A 22,677-nucleotide genomic window follows, 5' to 3' on the forward strand; every position below is an offset into this window, starting at 1 on the left:
ACACGTTCCTCTACATGGTACGCCCGTTCGTTGCCGCGAGGCAATACGAAAATTGTATAGGCTTGCTAAAACGCAAACTTTAGGCGGCAAGTGGTGTCGGAGATGGTACAGTCGAGCGGATCAGGGCCAGCAAATCGGCCGGGGATGCCAGGAGATGGTCGGCGCCCCAGGCGGCCGGTTCCTCGGCGCCGCAGTAGCCCCATTGGCAGGCGACAGTTGCCATGCCGGCTGCCTGGCCGGCCTGGATGTCGCGCAGGTCGTCGCCCACATACCAGCACTGTTCCGGCGCGAGGCCGAGGCGGGAGGCCGCTTCCAGCAGCGGGGCAGGGTGGGGTTTCGCGTGCGGCGTGGTGTCGCCGGATACGACGCAGGAGGCCAGGTGCAGGCCGATCTGCGGCACCAGCGGATCGGTGAAGCGGGCAGGCTTGTTGGTGACGATGCCCCAGCGCAGGCCGGCGTCGGCAATGCCGGACAGCAGTTCGGCCACACCCTCGAACAGGGTGCTGTGCACGGCCATTGCGGCTTCGTAGTTGCTGAAGAAGCCGAGACGCAGTTCTTCAAAGCCTTCATCCTGTGGCGAGAGGCCGAAGGAGACGCCGATCATGCCGCGCGCGCCGGCCGAAGCCTGCGGACGCAGCAACTCATACGGCGTCGGTTCCAGCCCGCGCACGGTGCGCAGCAGATTGATCGCGGCGGCCAGGTCGGGCGCCGTGTCGGCCAGGGTGCCATCCAGGTCGAACAGGATGGCGCGCGGGGAGGAATTCAGGTTCATGCTTTACTCAGGACGGGTGCACGCCACCATGTAGTTCACACTGGTGTCGTTATTCAGCGAGTAGACCTTGGTCAGCGGGTTGTAGCCCAGGCCTTTCAGGGCATCGACTTGCAGGCCGGCGCTGCGGATGTATTGCGACAGCTCGGCCGGGGTGATGAATTTGTCGTAATCGTGCGTGCCCTTGGGCAGCATGCGCAACAGGTACTCGGCGCCGATCACGGCGAACAGGTAGGCCTTGGGGTTGCGGTTCAGGGTCGAGAAGAAGACTTTGCCGCCCGGTTTTACCAGCTTTGCCGCAGCGCGCACGATGGCGGCGGGATCGGGGACGTGTTCCAGCATTTCCATGCAGGTGACCACGTCGAACTGGCCCTCTTCGGCGGTGGCCATGTCTTCGGCGGCGATCAGCTTGTAGCGTACTTGCACGCCGGATTCGAGGCTGTGCAGGTCGGCGACTTTCAACGCTTTTTCGGACAGGTCGATGCCGGTGACTTTCGCGCCCTTGCGTGCCATGGACTCGGACAGGATCCCGCCGCCGCAGCCGATGTCGATCACGTTCTTGCCCGCCAGCGGGGCGCGCGCGTTGATCCACTCCAGGCGCAGCGGATTGATCTCGTGCAGAGGTTTGAATTCGGACGTGGGGTCCCACCAGTGGTGGGCCAGCTCACTGAATTTTTGCAGTTCTAATGGATCGGCGTTCATAGGGCGCATCATAGCAGGACATTTGTTGGGTTCCCAAGCGCGGTGTGGCGAACGTGCGCGGTGTCGGATGATCGAGCGCCCTCGGGGCGTGTAGGGCGGATCATTGATCCGCCGTGCGTGCGGACCGGGGACGCCAAATCACGCCACGTGCGGGCGCGTGTCGCCTGCCGTGTATGAGAGCTGCGGATACCAATCCTTGCCCCGACCGCCCGGCGTGAGGTCGAGCAGGGTCCAGAGGATCACCGGATCAGGCGCGCCGCGCGGGTCCTGGCCGGGGTCCTGGGTGCCGCCCATTTCCGGGCCCCAGAAATGGAACACCTTGCCGTCGCGCTTCGTCCACACATCCAGCGCCGGCCACTCGCTGCCGTCCGGCGCCAGGCCGCGGTAGTCGCGCGGAAAATCATCGCCAATGCATTGATAAAACTTCAAATTGCGCCAGCCGCGCTCGCGGGCGAAGGCCAGTTGGCGCGCTACCGGCGAGCGGCCGATGATGGCCAGCGCCACGCGCTGCGTGAGGTCGACGGCAGGGATTTCGAAGCCGCTGAGCAGGGCAGTGCACATGGGGCAGGGACGTTCGCGCTGTGGGCCGAACATCCAGAAGTAGGTGAGCAAGGTGTCGTGTTGTCCGAACATATCGGCCAGCGTGATGGTCTTGCCGTTTTCGTCGAGAAAGGTATAGCCGGGAGGTTCGCCGCCCATGGGCAGGGCGCGGCGTTGCTCTGCTACGCGCTCGATGTGGCGCCGCAGCTCGATTTCCTCGGCCAGCAGGGCGGTGCGGGCGGCGCGGTATTCGGGGCTGTCGTTCGGATAGGGATGGCTGTGGGCGGCGGCCAGGTCTTTTGCTGGTGTGAGGGTGGTCATGATGGCATCTCCTTGCCTTGGGATGCCGTCGTTTTAGCACTGCGGGGGAGGTCGCGGCGCGCAGTTCGGCCAGCGGCGTAGATGAGCGCGCAGGTCAATCAAAAGAAACCAAAGGCGTGAACCTGGTGTCAGGCACATCGTGCCTGACACCTGCTTTTGGGCCGTGGGGGTGAAAAAAGCCCCGCACTAGGCGGGGCTGCTTTCCGGCGCGGAAGCGCTCAGGAATTACTTCTTGGTGCCGACAACTTCGATTTCCACGCGACGGTTCTGGGCGCGGCCGGCGGCGGTCTTGTTGTCCGCAACTGGCTGCTTCTCGCCCTTGCCTTCGGTGTAAACACGGTTGGCTTCCACGCCCTTGCTCAGCAGGTAGGCCTTCACGGCTTCAGCGCGGCGCAGGGACAGCTTGTCGTTGTAGGCATCGGTGCCAACGGAGTCGGTGTGGCCGACAGCGATGATCACTTCCAGGTTGACGGTACCCAGCTTGGCGGTCACGTCGTCCAGCTTGGCTTTGCCTTCAGGCTTCAGCACGGCCTTGTCGAAGTCGAAGAAGGCGTCCGCAGCGAAGGACACTTTCTCGGAAACCGGTGCAGCCACCACAGGCGCCGGAGCCGGTGCCGGAGCGGCAGGTGCTGGTGGCGGTGGTGGAGGAGGCGGAGCAACGCACTTACCGTCTTTCAGTTCCTCTGGTGGAGTGCAAATCGGCAGATCGCAGCCTGGAACGGCGTCAGCCGGAGTCCAGTAGCCGGTGCGCCAGCACAGGCCGAAGGGATCACGGGCGATAATGCCGCGGGCATCCTGCACATATGCGCTCTTCGGCGTTGGAGCCTTGATGTCCTGCGTGACTGGAGCGAACGGGGGAGCGGTCGGCTTCTCCTGCGCCAGCGCGGCGCCGGCCAGCATGGCCGAAGCAGCGAAGATCGTGGTGATCAGTTGTTTCATATTGTGGTTGTCCTTTCTTGGGGTGAAACTAATTGATTTCTCGTCCATTTTGCCACATTTCGCGAAATGCCCAAAAAAAGCGCGCAAAAGGGCACATTTGCGTGTTCGACCAAAATGTTGTTTTCTTGCAACCAAGACGGAATAATAATTGATAATTATGTCAATCCCATTACTTTCGTCCGGTGCACCATGCCCCGTGATAAAATCGTAGGGTTGTGTGCCATGCGTCCGGGCCGCAACACTAACTAACGCCTGACAACAGATCGACCCGCCAATGGATCAATTCGCAAAAGAAACAATCCCAATTTCCCTCGAAGAAGAGATGCGCAAGAGCTACCTGGATTACGCCATGAGCGTGATCGTGGGTCGAGCCTTGCCGGATGCGCGCGACGGCCTGAAGCCGGTACACCGCCGCGTCCTGTTCGGGATGCACGAACTGAACAACGTCTGGAACCGCCCCTATGTGAAGTGCGCCCGTGTCGTGGGTGAAGTCATGGGTAAATACCACCCGCACGGCGACGCGTCGATCTACGACACGCTGGTGCGTATGGCCCAGGATTTCTCGCTGCGCTACATGCTGGTGGACGGCCAGGGCAACTTCGGCTCGATCGACGGCGACAACGCGGCGGCAATGCGTTATACCGAGTGCCGCCTGGACAAGATTTCGCAGGAACTGCTGGCCGACATCGACAAGGAAACCGTCGATTTCGCGCCCAACTACGACGGCAAGGAAAAAGAGCCGACCGTCCTGCCGACCAAGATCCCCAACCTGCTGATCAACGGTTCGTCCGGTATCGCGGTGGGTATGGCGACCAACATCCCTCCGCACAACCTGACGGAAGTGATCAACGGCGCCCTGCACGTGCTGGCCAATCCGGATTGCTCGATCGATGAACTGATCGAACTGATCCCGGCGCCGGACTTCCCGACCGGCGGCACGATCTATGGCGTGTCCGGCGTGCGCGACGGCTACCGCACCGGCCGCGGCCGCGTGGTGATGCGCGCCAAGACCCACTTCGAGGAATACGGCAAGGAAGGCGGCCGCATCGCGATCATCGTCGACGAGCTGCCCTACCAGGTCAACAAGAAGTCCCTGCTGGAGCGCATCGCCGAGAACGTGCGCGACAAGAAGCTGGAAGGCATTTCCGATATCCGCGACGAGTCCGACAAGTCGGGCATGCGCGTGGTGATCGAGCTGAAACGCGGTGAAGTGCCGGAAGTGGTGCTGAACAACCTGTACAAGCAGACCCAGTTGCAGGACACCTTTGGCATGAACATGGTCGCCCTGGTGGACGGCCAGCCGAAGCTGATGAACCTGAAGGACATGCTGGCGACCTTCCTGTCGCACCGCCGCGAGGTGGTGACCCGCCGCACCGTGTTCGAACTGCGCAAGGCGCGCGAACGCGGCCACGTGCTGGAAGGCCTGGCAGTCGCGCTGGCGAACATCGACGAATTCATCGCCATCATCAAGGCTGCGCCAACGCCGCCGATCGCGAAAGCGGAACTGATGGCCAAGGCATGGGACTCGTCCCTGGTGCGCGAGATGCTGGCGCGCACCGGCGAAGAAGGCCAGGCGGGCATTGAAGCCTTCCGTCCTGAGCACCTGCCGAAGCACTACGGCATGCAGGCCGATGGCCTGTACAAGCTGTCGGACGACCAGGCCAGCGAAATCCTGCAGATGCGCCTGCAGCGCCTGACCGGCCTGGAACAGGACAAGATCGTCAACGAGTACAAGGACGTGATGGCCCTGATCGCCGACCTGCTGGACATCCTGTCCAAGCCGGCCCGCGTGACCGCGATCATCACCGACGAACTGACGCTGGCGAAGAACGAATACGGCGAAAAGGATCCGCGCCGCTCGACCATCGAGCACAACGCAACCGATCTGGAAACCGAAGACCTGATCACGCCGCAGGACATGGTGGTGACCCTGTCCCACATGGGCTATATGAAGGCCCAGCCGCTGTCCGAATACCGCGCCCAGAAGCGCGGCGGCCGCGGCAAGCAGGCTACGTCGACCAAGGATGAAGACTGGGTCGACCAGCTGTTCATCGCCAATACCCACGACTACATCCTGTGCTTCTCCAACCGCGGCCGCCTGTACTGGCTGAAGGTGTGGGAAGTGCCGCAAGGCTCGCGCACTTCGCGCGGCAAGCCGATCGTGAACATGTTCCCGCTGCAGGACAACGAGAAGATCACCGTGGTGCTGCCGCTGTCCGGCGAAAACCGCACCTTCCCGGAAGACCACTATGTGTTCATGGCCACCAGCCTGGGCACCGTGAAGAAGACGCCGCTGAAGGACTTCAGCAACCCGCGCAAGGCCGGCATCATTGCCGTGGACCTGGACGAGGGCGACTTCCTGATCGGCGCCGCGCTGACCGACGGCGAGCACGATGTGATGCTCTTCTCCGACTCCGGCAAGGCGGTGCGCTTCGACGAGAACGATGTGCGTCCGATGGGCCGTACCGCGCGCGGCGTGCGCGGCATGAACCTGGAAGACGGCCAGAACGTGATCGCGCTGCTGGTGGCCGAGAATGAGCAGCAGTCCGTGCTCACGGCAACCGAGAACGGCTTCGGCAAGCGTACTCCGATCACCGAGTACACCCGCCACGGCCGCGGCACCAAGGGCATGATCGCGATCCAGACCTCCGAGCGTAACGGCAAGGTGGTGGCCGCGACCCTGGTCGATTCGGCGGACGAGATCATGCTGATCACGACCGGCGGTGTGCTGATCCGCACCCGTGTTTCCGAGATCCGCGAGATGGGCCGCGCGACCCAGGGTGTGACCCTGATCGCCGTGGAGGATGGCACCAAGCTGTCCGGCCTGCAGCGTATCGTGGAGGCGGATGCCGACGAACCCGAAGCAGAGAATGGCGAGGCCGGCGACAACGGCGGCGCGCCCGAAACGCCAGCCGAATAAGGCTGCAGCCCTGCGGGCCCCGTCTGAGCAAATCGGACCGGGCCCGTTAGTTTTTTTTGGAGTCACAATCATGATGATGAAGAAGACTGCCGTAACCGTATTCACCGCGCTGGCGCTGGCTGCCGGCGCGCCTGCTTTTGCCCAGCTGATTCCGCCGCCTCCGGCGCCTACCAATGCACCACCGGCCGCTGCGCCAGCGCCGGCCGTGTCGCCTGCCGCTGCCGCCAGCGTGCGCGGCTTGCTGGAAGCGATGCGCTACCGTGAGACGCTTGCCGCCAACAACAAGGCGATGTCGGACCAGTTGGTAAACGTCATGCGCAACCAGGTGGAAGCATCCATCCGCAACAATCCGAAGCTGGACGACGCCGCTCGCAAGACCGAGATGGCGAAGGCGGAAAAGGCATTGCCGAAGGCCGCGGCGGCCGTGCAGGGCGTGCTGACCGACCCGAAGGTGGTCGATGAGATGTACAACGAGGCGTCCTCGCTGTATGCGCGCTTTTTCACGCCGCAGGAGATGGACCAGCTGGCGGCTTTCTACCGCACGCCGACCGGCCAGAAAGCACTGAATGTAATGCCGCAATTGACGGCGGAAGCGATGAAGAGCGCCCAGCGCATCGTGGCGCCACGCGTACAGGCCGCGCTGAAACAGGCCAAGCAATAAGGAGATCGAAGCTGTGACGAACGTTTATAACTTCTCTGCCGGCCCGGCCGTGCTGCCCAAGGAAGTGCTGCAACAGGCGGCCGCTGAAATGCTGGACTGGCATGGCAGCGGAATGTCCGTCATGGAGATGAGCCACCGCGGACCGGAGTTCATGTCCATCTACCGCGCGGCGGAGGCGGACCTGCGCGAACTGCTTGCGGTGCCGGCCAACTACAAGATCCTGTTCATGCAGGGCGGCGGGCTGTCGCAGAACGCCGTGGTGCCGATGAACCTGATCGGCACGCCGGGCCGCACGGTCGATTTCGTGCATACCGGTTCCTGGTCCGGCAAGTCGCTGAAGGAAGCTGCGCGCTATGCCACCGTGAACGTGGCGGCCTCCTCGCAGGCGGATGGTTTCTCGGGCGTGCCGGCGCAGGAATCGTGGAAGCTCACGAAAGATGCCGCTTATGTGCACATCTGCACCAACGAGACCATCGATGGCGTCGAGTACAACTTCACGCCGACCGTGCAGGGCGATGTGCCGCTGGTGGCGGATATGTCCTCGCACATCCTGTCGCGCCCTGTCGATGTGAGCAAGTACGGCGTGATCTTCGGCGGCGCGCAAAAGAATATCGGCCCCGCCGGCGTGACGGTGGTAATCATCCGTGAAGACTTGCTGGGCAAGGCGCTGCCGATCACGCCGTCCGCGATGAATTTCCAGACGGTGGCCGAACACGAATCCATGTTCAACACACCGCCGACCTACGGCATCTACATCGCCGGCCTGGTGTTCCAGTGGCTGAAGCGGCAGGGCGGTGTGGCGGCCATGGAAAAGCGTAATATTGAAAAAGCAGAGCTGCTGTATGCGGCCCTGGACGCGGACGATTTTTACCAGAATCGCGTCGCGAAAGAATACCGCTCGCGCATGAATATACCGTTCTACCTGCGCGACGAATCGAAGAATGAAGCATTCCTGGCCGGCGCGAAGGCGCGCGGGCTGCTGCAGCTGAAGGGCCACAAGTCCGTCGGTGGTATGCGGGCATCGATCTATAACGCGATGCCGATCGAGGGCGTGCAAGCCCTGGTCGACTACCTGAATGAGTTTGCGGGCCGTTGAGTTTTTAGAACCCACGGCATGAACCGGGTGTCTGCCACGATGTGGCAGACACCAGCTTTAAGCCTTGGGTTTTGCAAGAGCCAACGGCACTTTGAATACGTTAAACGAATGACTGACAAACTGAAACCCTTACGCGAGAAGATCGATTCGATCGACGCGCAGATTCTCGATTTACTGAACCAGCGGGCGCAGGTCGCGCAGGAAGTCGGCCATGTGAAGGCCGAGACCAACGCGCCGGTATTCCGTCCCGAGCGCGAAGCCCAGGTGCTGCGCGGCGTGGCCGAGCGCAACCCGGGTCCGCTGGGCGACAAGGAAGTGCAATCCATCTTCCGCGAAATCATGTCCTCCTGCCGCGCGCTGGAGCGCCGCGTGACCGTGGCCTACCTGGGCCCGGCCGGCACCTTCAGCGAGCAGGCGGTGTATGCGCAATTCGGCACAGCCGTCGAAGGCCTGCCATGCCCGTCCATCGACGAAGTGTTCCGCGCCACCGAGGCGGGAACGGCCGATTTCGGCGTGGTGCCGGTCGAGAATTCGTCCGAAGGCGCCATCAACCGCACGCTGGACCTGCTGCTCACCACCCCTTGCCTGATCAGCGGCGAAGTGGCGATTGCCGTGCACCACAGCCTGATGAGCAAGACCGGCACGATGGACGGCGTGACTGTCATCTGCGCCCACTCGCAGGCGCTGGCCCAGTGCCAGGCATGGCTGAACCAGAACTATCCGAACATCGAGCGCCGCGCCGTGGCATCGAATGCCGAAGCGGCGCGCATGGCGGGCGACGACCCGGCCATCGCCGCCATCGCCAGCGAACTGGCGGGCAATATGTACGGCCTGGGCGTGGTGAAAGGCCATATCCAGGACGATCCGCATAACCGCACACGCTTCGCCGTAATTGGCAAGCTGGAGACGGGGCCTTCGGGCAGCGACCACACTTCGCTGGTGCTGGCCGTGCCGAACAAGGCGGGCGCCGTGTACCAGTTGCTGGCGCCGCTGGCCACGCACGGCGTGTCGATGACGCGCTTCGAATCGCGCCCGGCCCGCATGGGCACCTGGGAGTATTATTTTTACGTTGACATCGAGGGACACGTCCATAACCCGGCCGTGGCCAAGGCGCTGGCCGAACTCAAGGACAACGCCGCCTTCTTCAAAGTGCTGGGCTCTTACCCGACCAGCCTCACCTGATAAATCGAGAATTGAACATGTCCAAGCAATACGGTCCTGAATACGTTCGTGCAATCGCTCCTTACCAGGCTGGCAAGCCGATTTCGGAAGTGGCGCGCGAATTTGGTCTGAACGAAGAAGCCATCGTCAAGCTGGCTTCCAATGAAAATCCCTTTGGCGTGCCGGAATCGGCGCAGAAAGCCATGGCCGCCGCGGCCGCGGAGCTGGGCCGCTATCCTGACGCGAACGCCTACGATCTGAAACTGGCGCTGTCCAAGCGCTATGACGTGCCGATGGACTGGATCACCCTCGGCAACGGCTCCAACGACATCCTGGAAATTGCCGCCCACGCCTTCTGCGAGCGCGGCCAGTCCATCGTCTATTCCGAGTTCTCCTTTGCTGTGTACGCGCTGGCCACCCAGGGCATCGGCGCGCGCCACATCGTGGTGCCGGCCAAGGATTATGGCCATGACCTGGACGCAATGGCCGCCGCCATCGCTCCCGACACGAAACTGGTTTTCATCGCCAACCCGAACAACCCGACCGGCACCTTCATTCCCGGTGCGCAGATCGAAGCCTTCCTGAAGAAGGTGCCGTCGAATGTGGTCGTGGTGCTGGATGAGGCGTACAACGAGTTCCTGTCACCGGAAGACCAGTTCGAGTCAGCCCTGTGGGTGAAGCAGTTCCCGAACCTGCTGGTATCGCGCACCTTCTCCAAGGCTTACGGCCTGGCGGGCCTGCGCGTGGGCTTCTCGCTGGCCCAGCCGGAACTGACGGACCTGATGAACCGCGTGCGCCAGCCTTTCAACGTGAACTCGCTGGCCCAGGCAGCCGCTATCGCGGCGCTGAACGACAGGGAATTCCTGGCGAGGTCCGCGCAGAACAACAAGGCCGGCTACGAGCAGTTCGTGCAAGCCTTCCAGGAGCTGGGCCTGGAGTACGTGCCTTCCTATGGCAACTTCGTGCTGGTCAAGGTCGGCAACGACGACGGCGCCGGCGCGCGCGTCAACCTGGCGCTGCTGAAGCAGGGCGTGATCGTGCGCCCGGTCGGCAACTACGGCCTGCCGCAATGGCTGCGCATCTCCATCGGCCTGCCGCAGGAGAACGCCATCCTCATTGCGGCCTTGCAGAAGGCCCTGGCCAGTGCTGAATAAAGTCGTCATCTTCGGCGTTGGCCTGATCGGCGGGTCGTTTGCACGCTCGCTGAAGAGGGCTGGTTTTGTTCGGCATATAGTCGGCGTTGACCGCTCGCCGGCTTTCCTCGGCCGGGCGCTGGAGCTGGGCATCATCGATTCGTGCGTGTTGCCGGCTGACACCGAAACCAACGGCGTAAAGCTGGTGGCTGCCACATCGTGGCAGCCACCTGGTCCTGGCCGTGGGTTTGAAACAAGCATCGCCGGCGCGCTGGCCGGTGCCGACCTGGTGTTTCTCGCCGCGCCGGTGGCACAGACGGAGCGGATTCTCGCGGCAATCAAACCGCACCTCGATGCGAACACCATCGTCACCGACGGCGGCAGCACCAAGTCCGACGTTGTCGCCGCCGCCCGCCGCGCCTTGGGCGAGCGCGTGAAGCAATTCGTCCCCGGCCACCCCATCGCCGGCCGCGAAACCAACGGTCCCGATGCCGCCATCGACAACCTGTATGTCGGCAAAAAGGCCGTCCTCACGCCGCTGCAAGAAAACGCGCAGGAAGACATCGACCGCGTGGCCGCCGCATGGAAAGCCTGCGGCGCCATCATCCACAAGCTGACCCCGGAAGAGCACGACAAAGTCTTCGCCGCCGTCAGCCACCTCCCGCATCTGCTGGCCTACGCGCTGGTGGATGACATTGCCGGCAAGCCCCACTCAGGCCTGCTGTTTCAATATGCTGCCAGCGGCTTCCGCGACTTCACCCGCATCGCCGGCAGCTCGCCTGAAATGTGGCGCGATATCAGCCTCGCCAACCAGGCCGCCCTCCTGACTGAGCTGGATGCATATCTGGCACAATTAACCCGTTTGCGCGCCAGCCTGGCCGCCGGCGACGCCGCCGCCCTCGAATCCGTCTATGCCAACGCGCAGCGTGCGCGCAAGCAATGGATCGAGGCCATCGAGGCCGCCGAGACGCCGCTGCCGAAGGACTCGGCCGCCGAATGAAACGCGACCCCAAGGATTTCGCATGACTGATTACCCCGCATTACCTCGACCTGCAACCGGTCAGCCACGTTGAAGGCGTGGTGCGCCTGCCGGGCTCGAAGAGCATTTCCAACCGCATCCTGCTGCTGGCCGCGCTGGCCGAAGGCGAGACCAAGATCGTCGACCTGCTGGCTTCCGACGATACCGCCGTGATGCTGGCCGCACTGCGCTCGCTGGGCGTGGAATGGCAGGAAGAACCGCCGTCCGCCGTGCATGGCGACGCGCGCACCATCCACCGTGTGCAGGGCGTGGCCGGCGCCTTCCCGAACCGCACGGCCGACCTCTTCATGGGCAACGCCGGTACCGCGATCCGTCCGCTGACGGCGGCGCTGGCCGTGATCGGCGGCGACTTCAAGATCCACGGCGTGCCGCGCATGCACGAGCGCCCGATCGGCGACCTGGTGGACGCGCTGAACGCCGTCGGCGCCAATATCGAATACACGGGCAACAAGGGCTATCCGCCGCTGCACATCCACGCCGGCAACTTCGCGACCAGCAAGCTCTCGGTGCGCGGCAATGTCTCCAGCCAGTTCCTGACGGCGCTGCTGATGGTGGCGCCGCTGATGGCGCGCGACAAGGCCGTGACCATCGCCGTGGAAGGCGAGCTGATTTCCAAGCCCTACATCGAAATCACCCTGAACCTGATGCGCCGCTTCGGCGTGACGGTGGAGCAGGAAGAGTGGTCTTCTTTCACCATTCCGGCCGGCCAGGTCTACCAGAGCCCGGGCAATATCCACGTGGAAGGCGACGCTTCCAGCGCTTCCTACTTCATGGCGGCCGGCGCGATTGCCGGCGGTCCGGTGCGCGTGGAAGGCGTGGGCCGCGATTCCATCCAGGGCGATGTGCGCTTTGCGCATGCGCTGGAACAGATGGGCGTCCAGATCACGATGGGCGATAACTGGATCGAGTCGCGCTGCGACGGTCCGCTGAAGGCCATCGATATGGACTTCAACCACATCCCCGATGCGGCGATGACCATCGCCGTCGCCGCCCTGTACGCGGACGGCCCGTCCACCCTGCGCAATATCGCTTCCTGGCGCGTGAAGGAAACCGACCGCCTGTCCGCCATGGCGACCGAGCTGCGCAAGCTGGGCGCAGAGGTGGAGGAGGGGCCGGACTGGCTGAAGGTCACGCCGCCGCCGTCGATGCAGCCGGCCGAAATCGATACCTATGACGACCACCGCATGGCGATGTGCTTCTCCCTCGCTTCGCTGGACGGCGCGATCCGCCGCGGCACCGAGGTGCGCATCAACGACCCGAAATGCGTGGCCAAGACTTTCCCTGACTACTTCACGGCTTTCGCGTCCATCGCGCGCCGCGAAAGCCTTTAAAACCCAAGGCAAGGAGCAGGTGTCTTGCCACGATGTGGCAGACACCAGTTTTCGGCCTCGGGTTTTAGTTTGATATATTGACATACATGCCAACATCGCAAATCCCTGTCATCACCATCGACGGCCCTACCGCTTCCGGGAAGGGCACCGTGGCCCACAAGGTCGCGGACAAACTGGGTTACCACCTCCTCGATTCCGGCGCGCTGTACCGCCTGACGGCGCTGCAGGCCCTGCGCCGTGGCACACGGCTCGACGACGAGCACGCGATCGCCAAGCTGGCCGAGCACCTGAACATCCATTTCACGGGCGAAGCCGTCTTCTTGTCGCAAGAAAACGTCACTGACGCCATCCGCGTCGAGGAAGTTGGCAATACGGCATCAAAGATCGCGGCCCTGCCCATGGTGCGCCAGGCCTTGTTCGCTCTGCAACTGAGTTTCCGCAAGACTCCGGGCCTGGTGGCGGACGGCCGCGATATGGGCACGGTGATCTTCCCGCATGCCCAATTGAAGGTGTTTTTGACCGCTTCCGTGGAAGCCCGGGCCGATCGGCGCTATAAGCAATTGATCGCAAAGGGAATTTCTGCTAATATGCAAGACCTGCTGATGGATTTGAAAGCGCGCGATGACCGGGATATGAACCGGGCCGTTGCACCGCTGGCCCCCGCGGCAGATGCCCACGTGCTGGATACCTCCTCGATGACGGCTGAAGAAGCTGTTGATCAGGTCTTGAAATGGTACGCAGCCGTCGGCAAATAAGTAGCTGTTTGTGAGCAGTTTTGTTCAACCCTCAACCCAGTTGAAGCCGCATCGTGCGGGCCTTACTGGCTAACCTGGAATTAACAATGGAAAGTTTTGCAGCCCTCTTCGAAGAGTCCCTGTCGCGTCAAGACATGCGCTCTGGCGAAGTGATCTCCGCTGAAGTCGTGCGTCTGGACCACAACTTTGTTATCGTCAACGCCGGCCTGAAATCGGAAGCTTTCATCCCTGTTGAAGAATTCAAGAATGACCAAGGCGAACTGGAAGTCAAAGTTGGTGACTTCGTTTCCGTGGCCATCGAATCGCTGGAAAATGGTTTCGGCGACACCATCCTGTCCCGCGACAAAGCCAAGCGTCTGGCTTCGTGGCTGGCTCTGGAAAAAGCAATGGAATCCGGCGAAATCGTCGTTGGTACCGTCAATGGCAAAGTCAAGGGCGGCCTGACCGTTCTGACCAACGGCATCCGTGCTTTCCTGCCAGGTTCGCTGGTAGACACCCGTCCTGTCAAGGACACCACCCCGTTCGAAGGCAAGACCCTCGAATTCAAGGTTATCAAGCTGGACCGCAAGCGTAACAACGTGGTTCTGTCCCGCCGCGCCGTCATCGAAGCTTCGATGGGCGAAGAGCGTCAGAAGCTGATGGAAACCCTGAAAGAAGGCACCGTGGTGACCGGCGTTGTGAAGAACATCACCGACTACGGCGCGTTCGTGGATCTGGGCGGCATCGACGGCCTGCTGCACATCACCGACCTGGCATGGCGTCGTGTGCGTCACCCGTCCGAAGTGCTGACCGTTGGCCAGGAAATCACCGCCAAGGTCCTGAAGTACGATCAGGAAAAGAACCGTGTGTCCCTGGGCGTGAAGCAACTGGGCGACGATCCTTGGACCGGTCTGTCCCGTCGTTACCCGCAAGGCACCCGCCTGTTCGGCAAGGTCACCAACCTGACCGACTACGGTGCGTTCGTTGAAGTGGAACAGGGCATCGAAGGCCTGGTACACGTGTCCGAAATGGACTGGACCAACAAGAACGTGGCGCCGAACAAGGTTGTCCAGCTGGGCGACGAAGTGGAAGTCATGGTTCTGGAAATCGACGAAGAGCGTCGTCGTATTTCGCTGGGCATGAAGCAGTGCAAGGCCAATCCTTGGGACGACTTCGGCATGAGCCACAAGAAGGGCGACAAGGTAAAGGGCGCGATCAAGTCGATCACCGACTTCGGCGTGTTCATTGGCCTGCCGGGCAACATCGACGGCCTGGTGCACCTGTCCGACCTGTCCTGGACCGAGCCGGGCGAAGAAGCCGTGCGCAAGTTCAAGAAGGGCGACGAGCTGGAAGCTGTTGTTCTGGCCATCGACGTGGAACGCGAGCGCGTGTCCCTGGGCGTGAAGCAGCTGGAAGGTGATCCTTTCAACAACTTCGCAGCCATGAACGACAAGGGCTCCCTGGTTACCGGTACCGTTAAGTCGGTTGAGCCGAAAGGCGCCGTGATCCAGCTGTCCGACGAAGTTGAAGGCTACCTGCGCGCTTCCGAAATCTCCCGCGACCGCGTGGAAGATGCCGGCACCCACCTGAAGGTTGGTGATTCCGTGGAAGCCCTGGTGATCAACATCGATCGCAAGGCACGTTCGATCCAGCTGTCCATCAAGGCTAAAGACAACGCCGAAACCGCTGAAGCGATGCAGAAGCTGTCCGCTGATTCCAGCGCTGCTTCCGGCACGACCAGCCTGGGCGCACTGCTGAAGGCCAAGTTCGACAACAAGAACTAATTATCCGAGCGCTTAGATGACTAAGTCCGAATTGATCAACCGCCTGGCTGAGCGTTATTCTCAGCTGGTGGCCAAAGATGCGGAGTACGCCGTCAAGACCATTCTCGATGCGATGACCACCGCTCTTGCGAGCGGCCAGCGCATCGAGATCCGCGGTTTTGGCAGCTTTGCCCTGAATTCGCGGCCGCCGCGCATTGGACGCAATCCCAAGTCCGGCGACAAGGTGATGGTCCCTGAAAAGCGGGTGCCGCACTTCAAGCCTGGCAAGCAATTGCGCGAGCGGGTCGATGCGATGGTCGGGCAACCGATCATCGAGGACTGAGTCTCTGCAAGGAGAATGGAGGGGCGGGCATTTGCCTGCCCCTTTTTCGTTGACGAAACCAACGGCGAAATGCTGGTGCCAGGCACCTGTGTTGGCGCTAACCGGGTGTCAGGCACATCGTGCCTGACACCAGCTCTTGAATCGGGTTTAACAGGAACTGACGATGAAATTGATTTCCACCGCCATTGGCGTTGTTGTATTTGTCCTGTTCTTTGGTTTTGCCGTCAAAAACACGCAGGAAGTTGACCTGCACCTCTTCCTCAACTACGAATTGCGCGGCCCCCTGGTGCTGATGCTGCTGGCCTTCTTTGTGGCCGGGGCGGTACTGGGCGTTCTGGCCCTGACTCCGACCGTGTTCCGCCACCGTCGCGAGTCGAACAAGCAAAAGACCACGATCCAGACGCTGCAAAGCTCGGCCCTGAAAGCGGCCGTCCAGCCGGCGCCGGACAGCGTCAACACCCAGCACTAAAAAGAAGAAACTATGGAATTTGAATTCTGGTGGCTACTGGGCATACCTGCCTTCTTCGGCCTCGGATGGCTTGCTGCGCGCGTTGATATCCGCGCCGTGGTGTCCGAAGCCGGCACGCTCTCTCGCGGCTATTACAAGGGCCTGAACCATCTGTTGAACGACCAGCCGGACAAGGCCATCGATTCCTTCATCGACATCGTCAAGCTCGATCCCGATGCGGCGGACATGCACTTCGCCCTCGGCAACCTGTTCCGCCGCCGCGGCGAAACGGAGCGCGCCATCCGCGTGCACCAGAACCTGCTGTCGCGCCCGGACCTGCCGAGCGAGCAGCGCGCCCATGCCGAGTATGAGCTGGGCCAGGATTACCTGAAGGCCGGCCTGCTGGACCGCGCCGAGGAAACCTACCAGCGCCTGCTGGACACGTCCTACGCCGTGCAGGCCCGCCGCGCGCTGCTGGAGATTTTCCAGCGCGAGAAGGAATGGCAGCGCGCCATTGAAGCGGCCGTCGCCCTGCAGGAAGCGGGTGCCGGCTCGCGCCAGAAAGAAATTGCCCAGTTCTACTGCGAACTGGCGCAGGACGCGCTGGTGCGCCTGCACTACGACGAGGCGGAAGCTCAGCTGGAAAACGCCCTGCATGCGGACCGCAGCAGCGTGCGCGCCATGATCCTGTGCGGCGATGTGCAGCTGGGCCGCGGCGACGTGGAAGGCGCGCTCGTGACCTGGGGCCGCGTGGAGCAGCAAAGCGTGCCGCACGTGGCGCTGGTCGCCACGCGCCTGATGGATGGCTACCGCAAGGTGGGCCGTCCGCAGGAGGGCCTTAGTCTGTTGAAGTCCTACCTGGAGCAGGCATCGTCGATCGACTTGCTGGAAGTAGTGTTCAAGGCCGTGATCGAACTGGAAGGCGTGGACGCGGCCAAGCAGGTGGTGTCCGATGAACTGCGCCGCACGCCGACCCTGCTGGGCCTGGACAAGCTGCTGGAAGCGCGCATGATGGATGCGCCGGCCGGCGTGCTGTCCGAGCTGTCGATGGTGAAGAACCTGGTGCACGGCTACACGCAGAAGCTGGCGCGCTACCAGTGCAGCCACTGCGGCTTCAAGGCGCGCCAGTTCTACTGGCATTGTCCGGGATGCAGCCGCTGGGATTCCTACCCGCCGCGCCGCACCGAAGAACTCAATGTGATGAATTGAAGATGACCACCTATCCTGCACCAGCCCTGGACAAAGTCCGCATCCTCGTCGTTGGCGACGTCATGCTCGACCGCTACTGGTTCGGCGACGTAAGCCGCATCTCGCCGGAAGCCCCGGTGCCAGTCGTGCGCATCCAGAAGCGCGAAGCGCGCCTGGGCGGCGCGGCCAACGTGGCGCGCAATGCCGCCGCACTGGGCGCGCACGCCGGCCTGCTCGGCATCGTCGGCGCGGACGAAGCGGGCACCGAAGTGGAGAACCTGCTGGAAGGCGGCGGCATCCACTCCTACCTGAAGCGCGACGAAGCCATTTCCACCATCATCAAGCTGCGCGTGATCGGCCGCCAGCAGCAGATGGTGCGCATCGACTTCGAGGAGCCTCCCAGCGACACCGTCCTGCGCAACAAGCTGGTCCAGTTCAAGACCCTGCTGCCGGACTATGACGTGATCGTGCTGTCCGACTACAACAAGGGCAGCCTGGTCAACGTGGCGGACATGATCGCCACCGCGCGCGCCGAGGGCAAAATCGTGATGGTCGACCCGAAAGGCGAGGACTTCACACCCTACACCGGCGCCACCGTGCTCACGCCGAACAAGTCGGAGCTGAAACGCATCGTCGGCAGCTGGAACTCCGAAGACCAGCTGACCGCCAAGGCGCAGAACCTGCGCGCGGAACTGAAACTCGATGCCTTGCTGCTCACGCGCTCGGAAGAGGGCATGACTCTCTATACCGCCACCGACCGCTTCCACATTCCGGCCGACGCGCGCGAAGTGTTCGACGTGTCCGGCGCCGGCGACACCGTGATCGCCACCATGGCCGCCATGCTCGGCGCGGGCATGAGCTGGAACGAAGCCGTGCAGACGGCCAATCGCGCCGGCGGCATTGTCGTCGGCAAGCTGGGCACGGCTACCGTCACCCGCGAAGAGCTCTTCGGCGCCTGATTCAAAACCCACGGCCAAAACCAGGTGTCAGCCACGATGTGGCTGACACCAGCTTCTGCCCTGGGTTCTAAGAACGCCAGCGGCCCTTCGGTCATTACCCCCGCCGATTACCGGCGCATTGCGGCGCGGCTTCCTGCTATATTGACCTCCCGTCAACTCAAAGCCGGACATCGCATGCGCCACATCCCTCTTGCGGCTATCTTGCTGGTAGCCGCCTCTCATCGCCAACGCCGCCGACTACGACAAGGATATGGCCGGCGCCTCTGACCACCCCATGCTGAAGCGCTACGAAGGCTCGTCCCTGTACATGACAGGCGGCGAAAACCTCGGACAGGCGAAGATCGTGGCGCCCGGCCAGGGCAAACTGGTACTGCAAAGCGTCGAGGGCCGCACCAGCAACCGCTTCTACTGGGGGCCGAAAAACCGCAGCACCCTCGAAGTCCACCGCAACTTCCAGCAAGCGCTGGCCGCCGCCGGCTTCCAGACCATCTACGCCTGCGAAACCAGCCAGTGCGAACAGCAGAAGGTGCAGCAGCTAGTGCAGGAGCTGCCGCGCGAGGCGAACTGGAAGTCCTTCAATCCCCACGTCAGCAACATCTTCAACAGCGCCAACCAGCCGGCCTTCCACTACATCAGCGCCAGCAAGCAGCTGCCGGGCGGAACGATGTACGTGCAGGTGGGCCTGGTCGGCGGCGGCGAAGAAGGGCGCGTGCGCCAGTTCGTCCAGATTATCGAGCCGGCCAAACTCGAAGGCGGCAAAGTCACCGTCGACACGCGCGCCATCCAGGATGCGCTGCAGCGCGAAGGCAAGGTGGCCCTGTACGGCGTGACCTTCGACACCAACAAGGCCGTGATCCGCGAGCAGTCCGCCGAACAGCTGGAGCAGATGGCGCAGGCATTGAAGGCAAAGCCGCAGCAGAAGGTCTTCATCGTCGGCCACACCGACGACCAGGGCGAGTTCGAAGCGAATATGACGCTGTCGCAGAGGCGTGCGCAGGCCGTGGCCGAAGCCCTCGCCAGTAAGTACGGCATCGCCGCCAGCCGCATGACGGCGCGCGGCGTTGCCAACCTGGCGCCGGTCGCCAGCAATGCCAGCGACGAGGGCAGGGCGAAGAACCGCCGGGTGGAGCTGGTTGCACGCTGATTGATCTGCCTCAAACGCGCCGCGCGCGGCGTCAACGCCCGGCGAGGCGCGCCGTTGTGTGCGATGCGAGGTCGTCTCGCGTTCACACACATGGAGGCAGGTATGATCAGGAAACTGTTGCTGTCATTGGTGGCCTGGGTGGCGTTCATGGGCGTCGCGTTCGCCCAGGTCGATGTCAATAAAGCCGACGCCGCGGCGCTGGACTCGGTCAAAGGCATCGGGCCGGCCAAGAGCAAGGCCATCATGGAAGAGCGCGCCAAGGGTGAGTTCAAGGACTGGCCGGACCTTGAACGGCGCGTAAAGGGCATCGGCGAGAAGAATGCGATGCGCCTGTCCGAAGCCGGACTGCAGGTGAACGGCAAGTCCCGCGATGGCGCCCCACGTAAGGAAAGCGGCAAGAAATAACTGCTAAGATAGGCGCACGTCGGATTATGGAGTCGCTATGGTTCGTAGCTGCACGTGCGCCGTACTGTCTGGTCTTGCGTCGATTGCGGTGGCCGCGCCTGCGCCGCCGTTCGAGCTGCCGGGCGATCACGGCTCCGTGAACCTCGCCGCCCTGCGCGGCAAACTGGTCTACGTCGATTTCTGGGCGTCCTGGTGCGCGCCCTGCAGGAAATCATTCCCCTGGATGAACGGCCTGCACAAGCGGCACGCTGCCGAAGGCCTGCACATTGTCGCCATCAATCTCGACGAAAAAAGTGAGGACGCGGCAGCCTTCCTGGCCCAGGTGCCCGCAACCTTCACCATCGTCTACGACCCGGCCGGCGCCACGGCAAAGGCTTACAGGATCAAGGGCATGCCCAGCAGCGCGCTGATTGGCCGCGACGGGCAGTTGCTTTGGATGCACACCGGATTCAATCCAGCCGAAGCCGCGCAACTGGAAGCGAAGGTGGGGGCTGCCCTGAAGGAGGAAAATGAAACGCTCGCTGATTGGCCGCATTTGCCTGTTGATTGCGCCCTTGCTGGCGCCGGGATTGTCCGCCTGCGGCATGGTGCAGCCTGTGGCGCCCTGGGAAAAGGGCGCGCTGGCGCGTCCCGCCATGCGCTTCGACGGCAACCGTCTCGAATCGGCTTACTCCGCCCACACCTATGACAGCAAGGAAGCCGCCTTCGGTTCCGGCAGCGTGGGCGGCGGCGGATGCGGGTGCAACTGATGGCGGCCCCGAACGAGAAGCGCAGTCCCGGCCAGGCGCTGATGCTGGCGGCGCTGGCCCTGCCGGGACTGGACGCGGCGGCGCAAACCCTGCCTGAATACAGCGAAATCAGCGTCGGCTATCTTTACTACAAGGATGAGCAGCCCAGCCTGGACCGCGTCAGCGTGCGTTCGCCCTCGCTGCGGCTGATGGTGCCGGTGGCAGGCGAATGGCTGCTGGAGGGCGGGGCGGTATCCGACCATCTGTCCGGCGCCACGCCGCGCTATCACACGGCGCTTTCCGGCGCCTCGCGCATGGAGGAAAAGCGCAATGCGGGCGATGCGCGCGTTACGCGCTACTTCAATAACGCCACGCTGGGCGTTGGCCACACGACGTCGATCGAGAACGATTACCGCTCGCATGCATGGTCGGTGTCCGGCAGCTGGTCCACGGAAGACCGCAATACGACGGCCGGCCTGTCGCTGGGCGTATCGAATGACCGCATCGATCCGGTCAACCTGCTGGTGCGCAATGAGCGGCGGCATTCGACGGAAGCCATGCTCTCGCTGGAGCAAGTGCTGGGCAAGCGCGATGTGATGAAGGCCGATTACACGCATGTGCGCGGCCGCGGCTACTACTCCGATCCCTACAAGTTGCTGGACAACCGTCCCCGTGAACGGGACAGCGACAGCCTGCTGCTGCGCTGGAATCACGCGCTGGAGCGGGGACCGACGATCCGCAGTGGCTACCGCTATTACCGCGACAGCTACGGCATCCGCGCCCATACGCTGAGCCTTGAGATTGAGCATCCGATGCAGCACGGCTGGTCCTGGACGCCGAACCTGCGCTACTACACGCAGTCTGCGGCTGACTTCTACTTCGATCCCGTGTACGATCCGCGTTTCGGCCCGCCTTTCCCGCTGGGCTTCGTGATCGGTAGCACCGGCTTTACTTCTGCGGACCAGCGCCTGTCCGGCTTCGGCGCCGTAACGGCGGGGCTGCGCGTGGCCAAGCAGTTCGGCCAGGGCTGGAGCGCCTGGCTGAAAGGCGAGAAGTACCGGCAACGCGGTTCCTGGCGTGCCTTCGGCAGCGGCAGCCCGGGCCTGGAACGTTTTGATGCGCAGTTGTGGCAACTTGGAGTCAGCAAGCAATGGTAGCCTGGAAGGTCAGTTTCAACGCAATGGCAAGTCCCTGCCACCTGATGCTGGTGGCACCCACGCAGGAAGATGCGGAGCGCATCGCCGAGCCGGCGATAGCTGAGGTGCGCCGCATCGAAACCGATTACTCGCGCTATCGTGCGGACAGCATCGTTTCCCGCATCAACGCTGCGGCCGGCAACGGCAAATGGATCACGCTGGAAGACGAAGCATCCAGCCTGCTCGATTACGCGACCAGCCTGTTCGCCATCAGCGGCGGCCTGTTCGACATCACCTCCGGCGTGCTGCGCCGCGCCTGGAATTTCAAGGTACCGCGGATACCGTCAAGCGAAGAGCTGGAACCCTTGCTGGCGCTGGTCGGCTGGCACAAGGTCGAACGCAGGCGCGGCGCCGTGCGCTTGCAGAAGCCTGGCATGGAACTGGACTTCGGCGGCTTCGGCAAGGAATATGCGGCCGACCGCGCCGCCGCCGTGCTGCGCGCGCTGGGCGTGCAGCATGGCTATGTGAACCTGGGCGGCGACATTAGCGTCATCGGCCCACAGCCCGATGGCGAACCCTGGCTGATCGGCATCCAGGACCCGCGCAACGCCGATCGCACTATCGCGTCGCTGGCTGTCGCCCGCGGCGGCCTGGCGACGTCCGGCGACTACGAACGCTACTTCGAACTCGATGCCCGCCGCTACTGCCACATCCTCGACCCGCGCAGCGGCATGCCCGTTACCTACTGGCGCTCCGTCAGCGTGCTTGCCCCGCTGGCGGTGGCCGCCGGCAGCACCACCACCATCGCCATGCTGCTGGGCGCAGACGCCCCCCGCTTCCTCGAACAATCCGGCTTCTCCTGGCTCGCCCAGGACGCCGACGGCCGCCTGCACAGCCAGCGCTGCTAGCCCGGCTCCATGATCCGCCGCCGGAACTCTATGATCCGCCGCGGGGTTCCATGATCCGTCCCACGGGTTCCATGATCCGCCCCGGAGCGTAGGGCGGATCATTGATCCGCCGTCTCCGCGCAGAGCCACCGTCTGCAGCATCAAACAGCGCGCCTCCCTACAATATGATGCACAAGTCAAGCCGCAGCCATGCGATGATAGCTCGGTCATTTCACCGGGAGAGAAAATGAAACAGCAGTTCAAGCAGGCAGCGCTGGCGGCGGCGCTGGCCGCATGCGCCGTCAACAGCGGCGCGGCAACGCAGGGGCC

22 protein-coding genes and 1 pseudogene are annotated in these 22,677 nt (G+C 63.0%); 19 read left to right on the forward strand and 4 right to left on the reverse strand.

The features are described from left to right. Positions 1 to 79: 79 nt before the first annotated feature. The 4 genes from ACHMW6_RS08200 to ompA form a co-directional block, all read right to left on the reverse strand. Positions 80 to 772, reverse strand: a complete 693-nt coding sequence (locus ACHMW6_RS08200; RefSeq protein ID WP_395406638.1) for an HAD family hydrolase — start codon at positions 770 to 772, stop codon at positions 80 to 82. A gap of 3 nt (positions 773 to 775) precedes the next feature. After that, positions 776 to 1,471, reverse strand: coding sequence for a bifunctional 2-polyprenyl-6-hydroxyphenol methylase/3-demethylubiquinol 3-O-methyltransferase UbiG (gene ubiG / locus ACHMW6_RS08205; protein WP_395406640.1), 696 nt, complete (start codon positions 1,469 to 1,471; stop codon positions 776 to 778). A gap of 138 nt (positions 1,472 to 1,609) precedes the next feature. Further along, the gene (locus tag ACHMW6_RS08210) at positions 1,610 to 2,332 is read right to left on the reverse strand and encodes a DUF899 family protein (RefSeq protein WP_395406641.1); all 723 of its coding nucleotides are present in this window, start codon (positions 2,330 to 2,332) and stop codon (positions 1,610 to 1,612) included. A 225-nt stretch (positions 2,333 to 2,557) separates the two neighbouring features. Continuing rightward, a complete protein-coding gene (gene ompA, locus ACHMW6_RS08215; RefSeq protein ID WP_395406642.1) occupies positions 2,558 to 3,271 on the reverse strand; it encodes an outer membrane protein OmpA in 714 nt (237 codons plus the stop codon). A 274-nt stretch (positions 3,272 to 3,545) separates the two neighbouring features. Between ompA and gyrA the strand changes: the two genes are divergently transcribed. The 19 genes and pseudogenes from gyrA to ACHMW6_RS08310 all read left to right on the forward strand — a co-directional run bounded on the left by gyrA (position 3,546) and on the right by ACHMW6_RS08310 (position 22,368). Then, on the forward strand, positions 3,546 to 6,191 hold the full coding sequence (gene gyrA / locus ACHMW6_RS08220) for a DNA gyrase subunit A (protein ID WP_395406643.1): 2,646 nt from the start codon (positions 3,546 to 3,548) through the stop codon (positions 6,189 to 6,191). Positions 6,192 to 6,261: 70 nt separating this feature from the next. Next, entirely contained in the window at positions 6,262 to 6,852 is a 591-nt protein-coding gene (locus tag ACHMW6_RS08225; protein ID WP_395406644.1) for a DUF2059 domain-containing protein, read from the forward strand. A gap of 13 nt (positions 6,853 to 6,865) precedes the next feature. Further along, a complete protein-coding gene (gene serC / locus ACHMW6_RS08230; RefSeq protein WP_395406645.1) occupies positions 6,866 to 7,948 on the forward strand; it encodes a 3-phosphoserine/phosphohydroxythreonine transaminase in 1,083 nt (360 codons plus the stop codon). Positions 7,949 to 8,056: 108 nt separating this feature from the next. Continuing rightward, positions 8,057 to 9,130: a prephenate dehydratase gene (gene pheA / locus ACHMW6_RS08235; protein ID WP_395406646.1), complete on the forward strand. Its 1,074-nt coding sequence runs from the start codon at positions 8,057 to 8,059 to the stop codon at positions 9,128 to 9,130. Positions 9,131 to 9,147: 17 nt separating this feature from the next. Further along, positions 9,148 to 10,263: a histidinol-phosphate transaminase gene (gene hisC, locus ACHMW6_RS08240; protein WP_395406647.1), complete on the forward strand. Its 1,116-nt coding sequence runs from the start codon at positions 9,148 to 9,150 to the stop codon at positions 10,261 to 10,263. After that, a complete protein-coding gene (locus ACHMW6_RS08245; protein ID WP_395406648.1) occupies positions 10,253 to 11,242 on the forward strand; it encodes a prephenate dehydrogenase in 990 nt (329 codons plus the stop codon). The genes hisC and ACHMW6_RS08245 overlap by 11 nt, the downstream gene beginning before the upstream one ends. Before the next feature lie 29 nt (positions 11,243 to 11,271). Continuing rightward, the gene (gene aroA, locus ACHMW6_RS08250; RefSeq protein WP_395408560.1) at positions 11,272 to 12,612 is read left to right on the forward strand and encodes a 3-phosphoshikimate 1-carboxyvinyltransferase; all 1,341 of its coding nucleotides are present in this window, start codon (positions 11,272 to 11,274) and stop codon (positions 12,610 to 12,612) included. Positions 12,613 to 12,698: 86 nt separating this feature from the next. Beyond that, a complete protein-coding gene (cmk, locus tag ACHMW6_RS08255; RefSeq protein WP_395406650.1) occupies positions 12,699 to 13,367 on the forward strand; it encodes a (d)CMP kinase in 669 nt (222 codons plus the stop codon). Positions 13,368 to 13,453: 86 nt separating this feature from the next. Then, entirely contained in the window at positions 13,454 to 15,130 is a 1,677-nt protein-coding gene (gene rpsA / locus ACHMW6_RS08260; protein WP_395406651.1) for a 30S ribosomal protein S1, read from the forward strand. 16 nt (positions 15,131 to 15,146) lie between these two features. After that, complete coding sequence (locus ACHMW6_RS08265) at positions 15,147 to 15,452, forward strand: integration host factor subunit beta (RefSeq protein WP_107141261.1); 306 nt, start codon at positions 15,147 to 15,149, stop codon at positions 15,450 to 15,452. Positions 15,453 to 15,615: 163 nt separating this feature from the next. Beyond that, positions 15,616 to 15,921 carry a lipopolysaccharide assembly LapA domain-containing protein gene (locus ACHMW6_RS08270; protein WP_395406653.1) on the forward strand — a complete coding sequence of 102 codons (306 nt, stop codon included), beginning with the start codon at positions 15,616 to 15,618 and terminating at the stop codon, positions 15,919 to 15,921. Between the two features lie 12 nt (positions 15,922 to 15,933). Further along, the gene (gene lapB, locus ACHMW6_RS08275) at positions 15,934 to 17,109 is read left to right on the forward strand and encodes a lipopolysaccharide assembly protein LapB (RefSeq protein ID WP_395406655.1); all 1,176 of its coding nucleotides are present in this window, start codon (positions 15,934 to 15,936) and stop codon (positions 17,107 to 17,109) included. 2 nt (positions 17,110 to 17,111) lie between these two features. Next, complete coding sequence (gene rfaE1, locus ACHMW6_RS08280; protein ID WP_395406656.1) at positions 17,112 to 18,047, forward strand: D-glycero-beta-D-manno-heptose-7-phosphate kinase; 936 nt, start codon at positions 17,112 to 17,114, stop codon at positions 18,045 to 18,047. A 250-nt stretch (positions 18,048 to 18,297) separates the two neighbouring features. After that, a complete protein-coding gene (locus tag ACHMW6_RS08285; RefSeq protein WP_395406657.1) occupies positions 18,298 to 19,191 on the forward strand; it encodes an OmpA family protein in 894 nt (297 codons plus the stop codon). 102 nt (positions 19,192 to 19,293) lie between these two features. Continuing rightward, on the forward strand, positions 19,294 to 19,596 hold the full coding sequence (locus tag ACHMW6_RS08290) for a ComEA family DNA-binding protein (protein WP_395406658.1): 303 nt from the start codon (positions 19,294 to 19,296) through the stop codon (positions 19,594 to 19,596). A 37-nt stretch (positions 19,597 to 19,633) separates the two neighbouring features. Continuing rightward, positions 19,634 to 20,014 (forward strand): annotated as a pseudogene (locus ACHMW6_RS08295) (TlpA disulfide reductase family protein); the annotation flags it as partial. Positions 20,015 to 20,105: 91 nt separating this feature from the next. Further along, the gene (locus tag ACHMW6_RS08300; protein WP_395406660.1) at positions 20,106 to 20,345 is read left to right on the forward strand and encodes a DUF4266 domain-containing protein; all 240 of its coding nucleotides are present in this window, start codon (positions 20,106 to 20,108) and stop codon (positions 20,343 to 20,345) included. Continuing rightward, complete coding sequence (locus ACHMW6_RS08305) at positions 20,345 to 21,481, forward strand: DUF3570 domain-containing protein (protein ID WP_395406661.1); 1,137 nt, start codon at positions 20,345 to 20,347, stop codon at positions 21,479 to 21,481. The genes ACHMW6_RS08300 and ACHMW6_RS08305 overlap by 1 nt, the downstream gene beginning before the upstream one ends. Then, on the forward strand, positions 21,475 to 22,368 hold the full coding sequence (locus tag ACHMW6_RS08310; RefSeq protein WP_395406662.1) for an FAD:protein FMN transferase: 894 nt from the start codon (positions 21,475 to 21,477) through the stop codon (positions 22,366 to 22,368). Before ACHMW6_RS08305 ends, ACHMW6_RS08310 begins: the two co-directional genes overlap by 7 nt. The last annotated feature ends 309 nt before the right edge of the window (positions 22,369 to 22,677 follow it).

It is taken from the genome of Pseudoduganella sp. UC29_106, assembly GCF_044055365.1.
GTDB lineage: Bacteria > Pseudomonadota > Gammaproteobacteria > Burkholderiales > Burkholderiaceae_D > Rugamonas.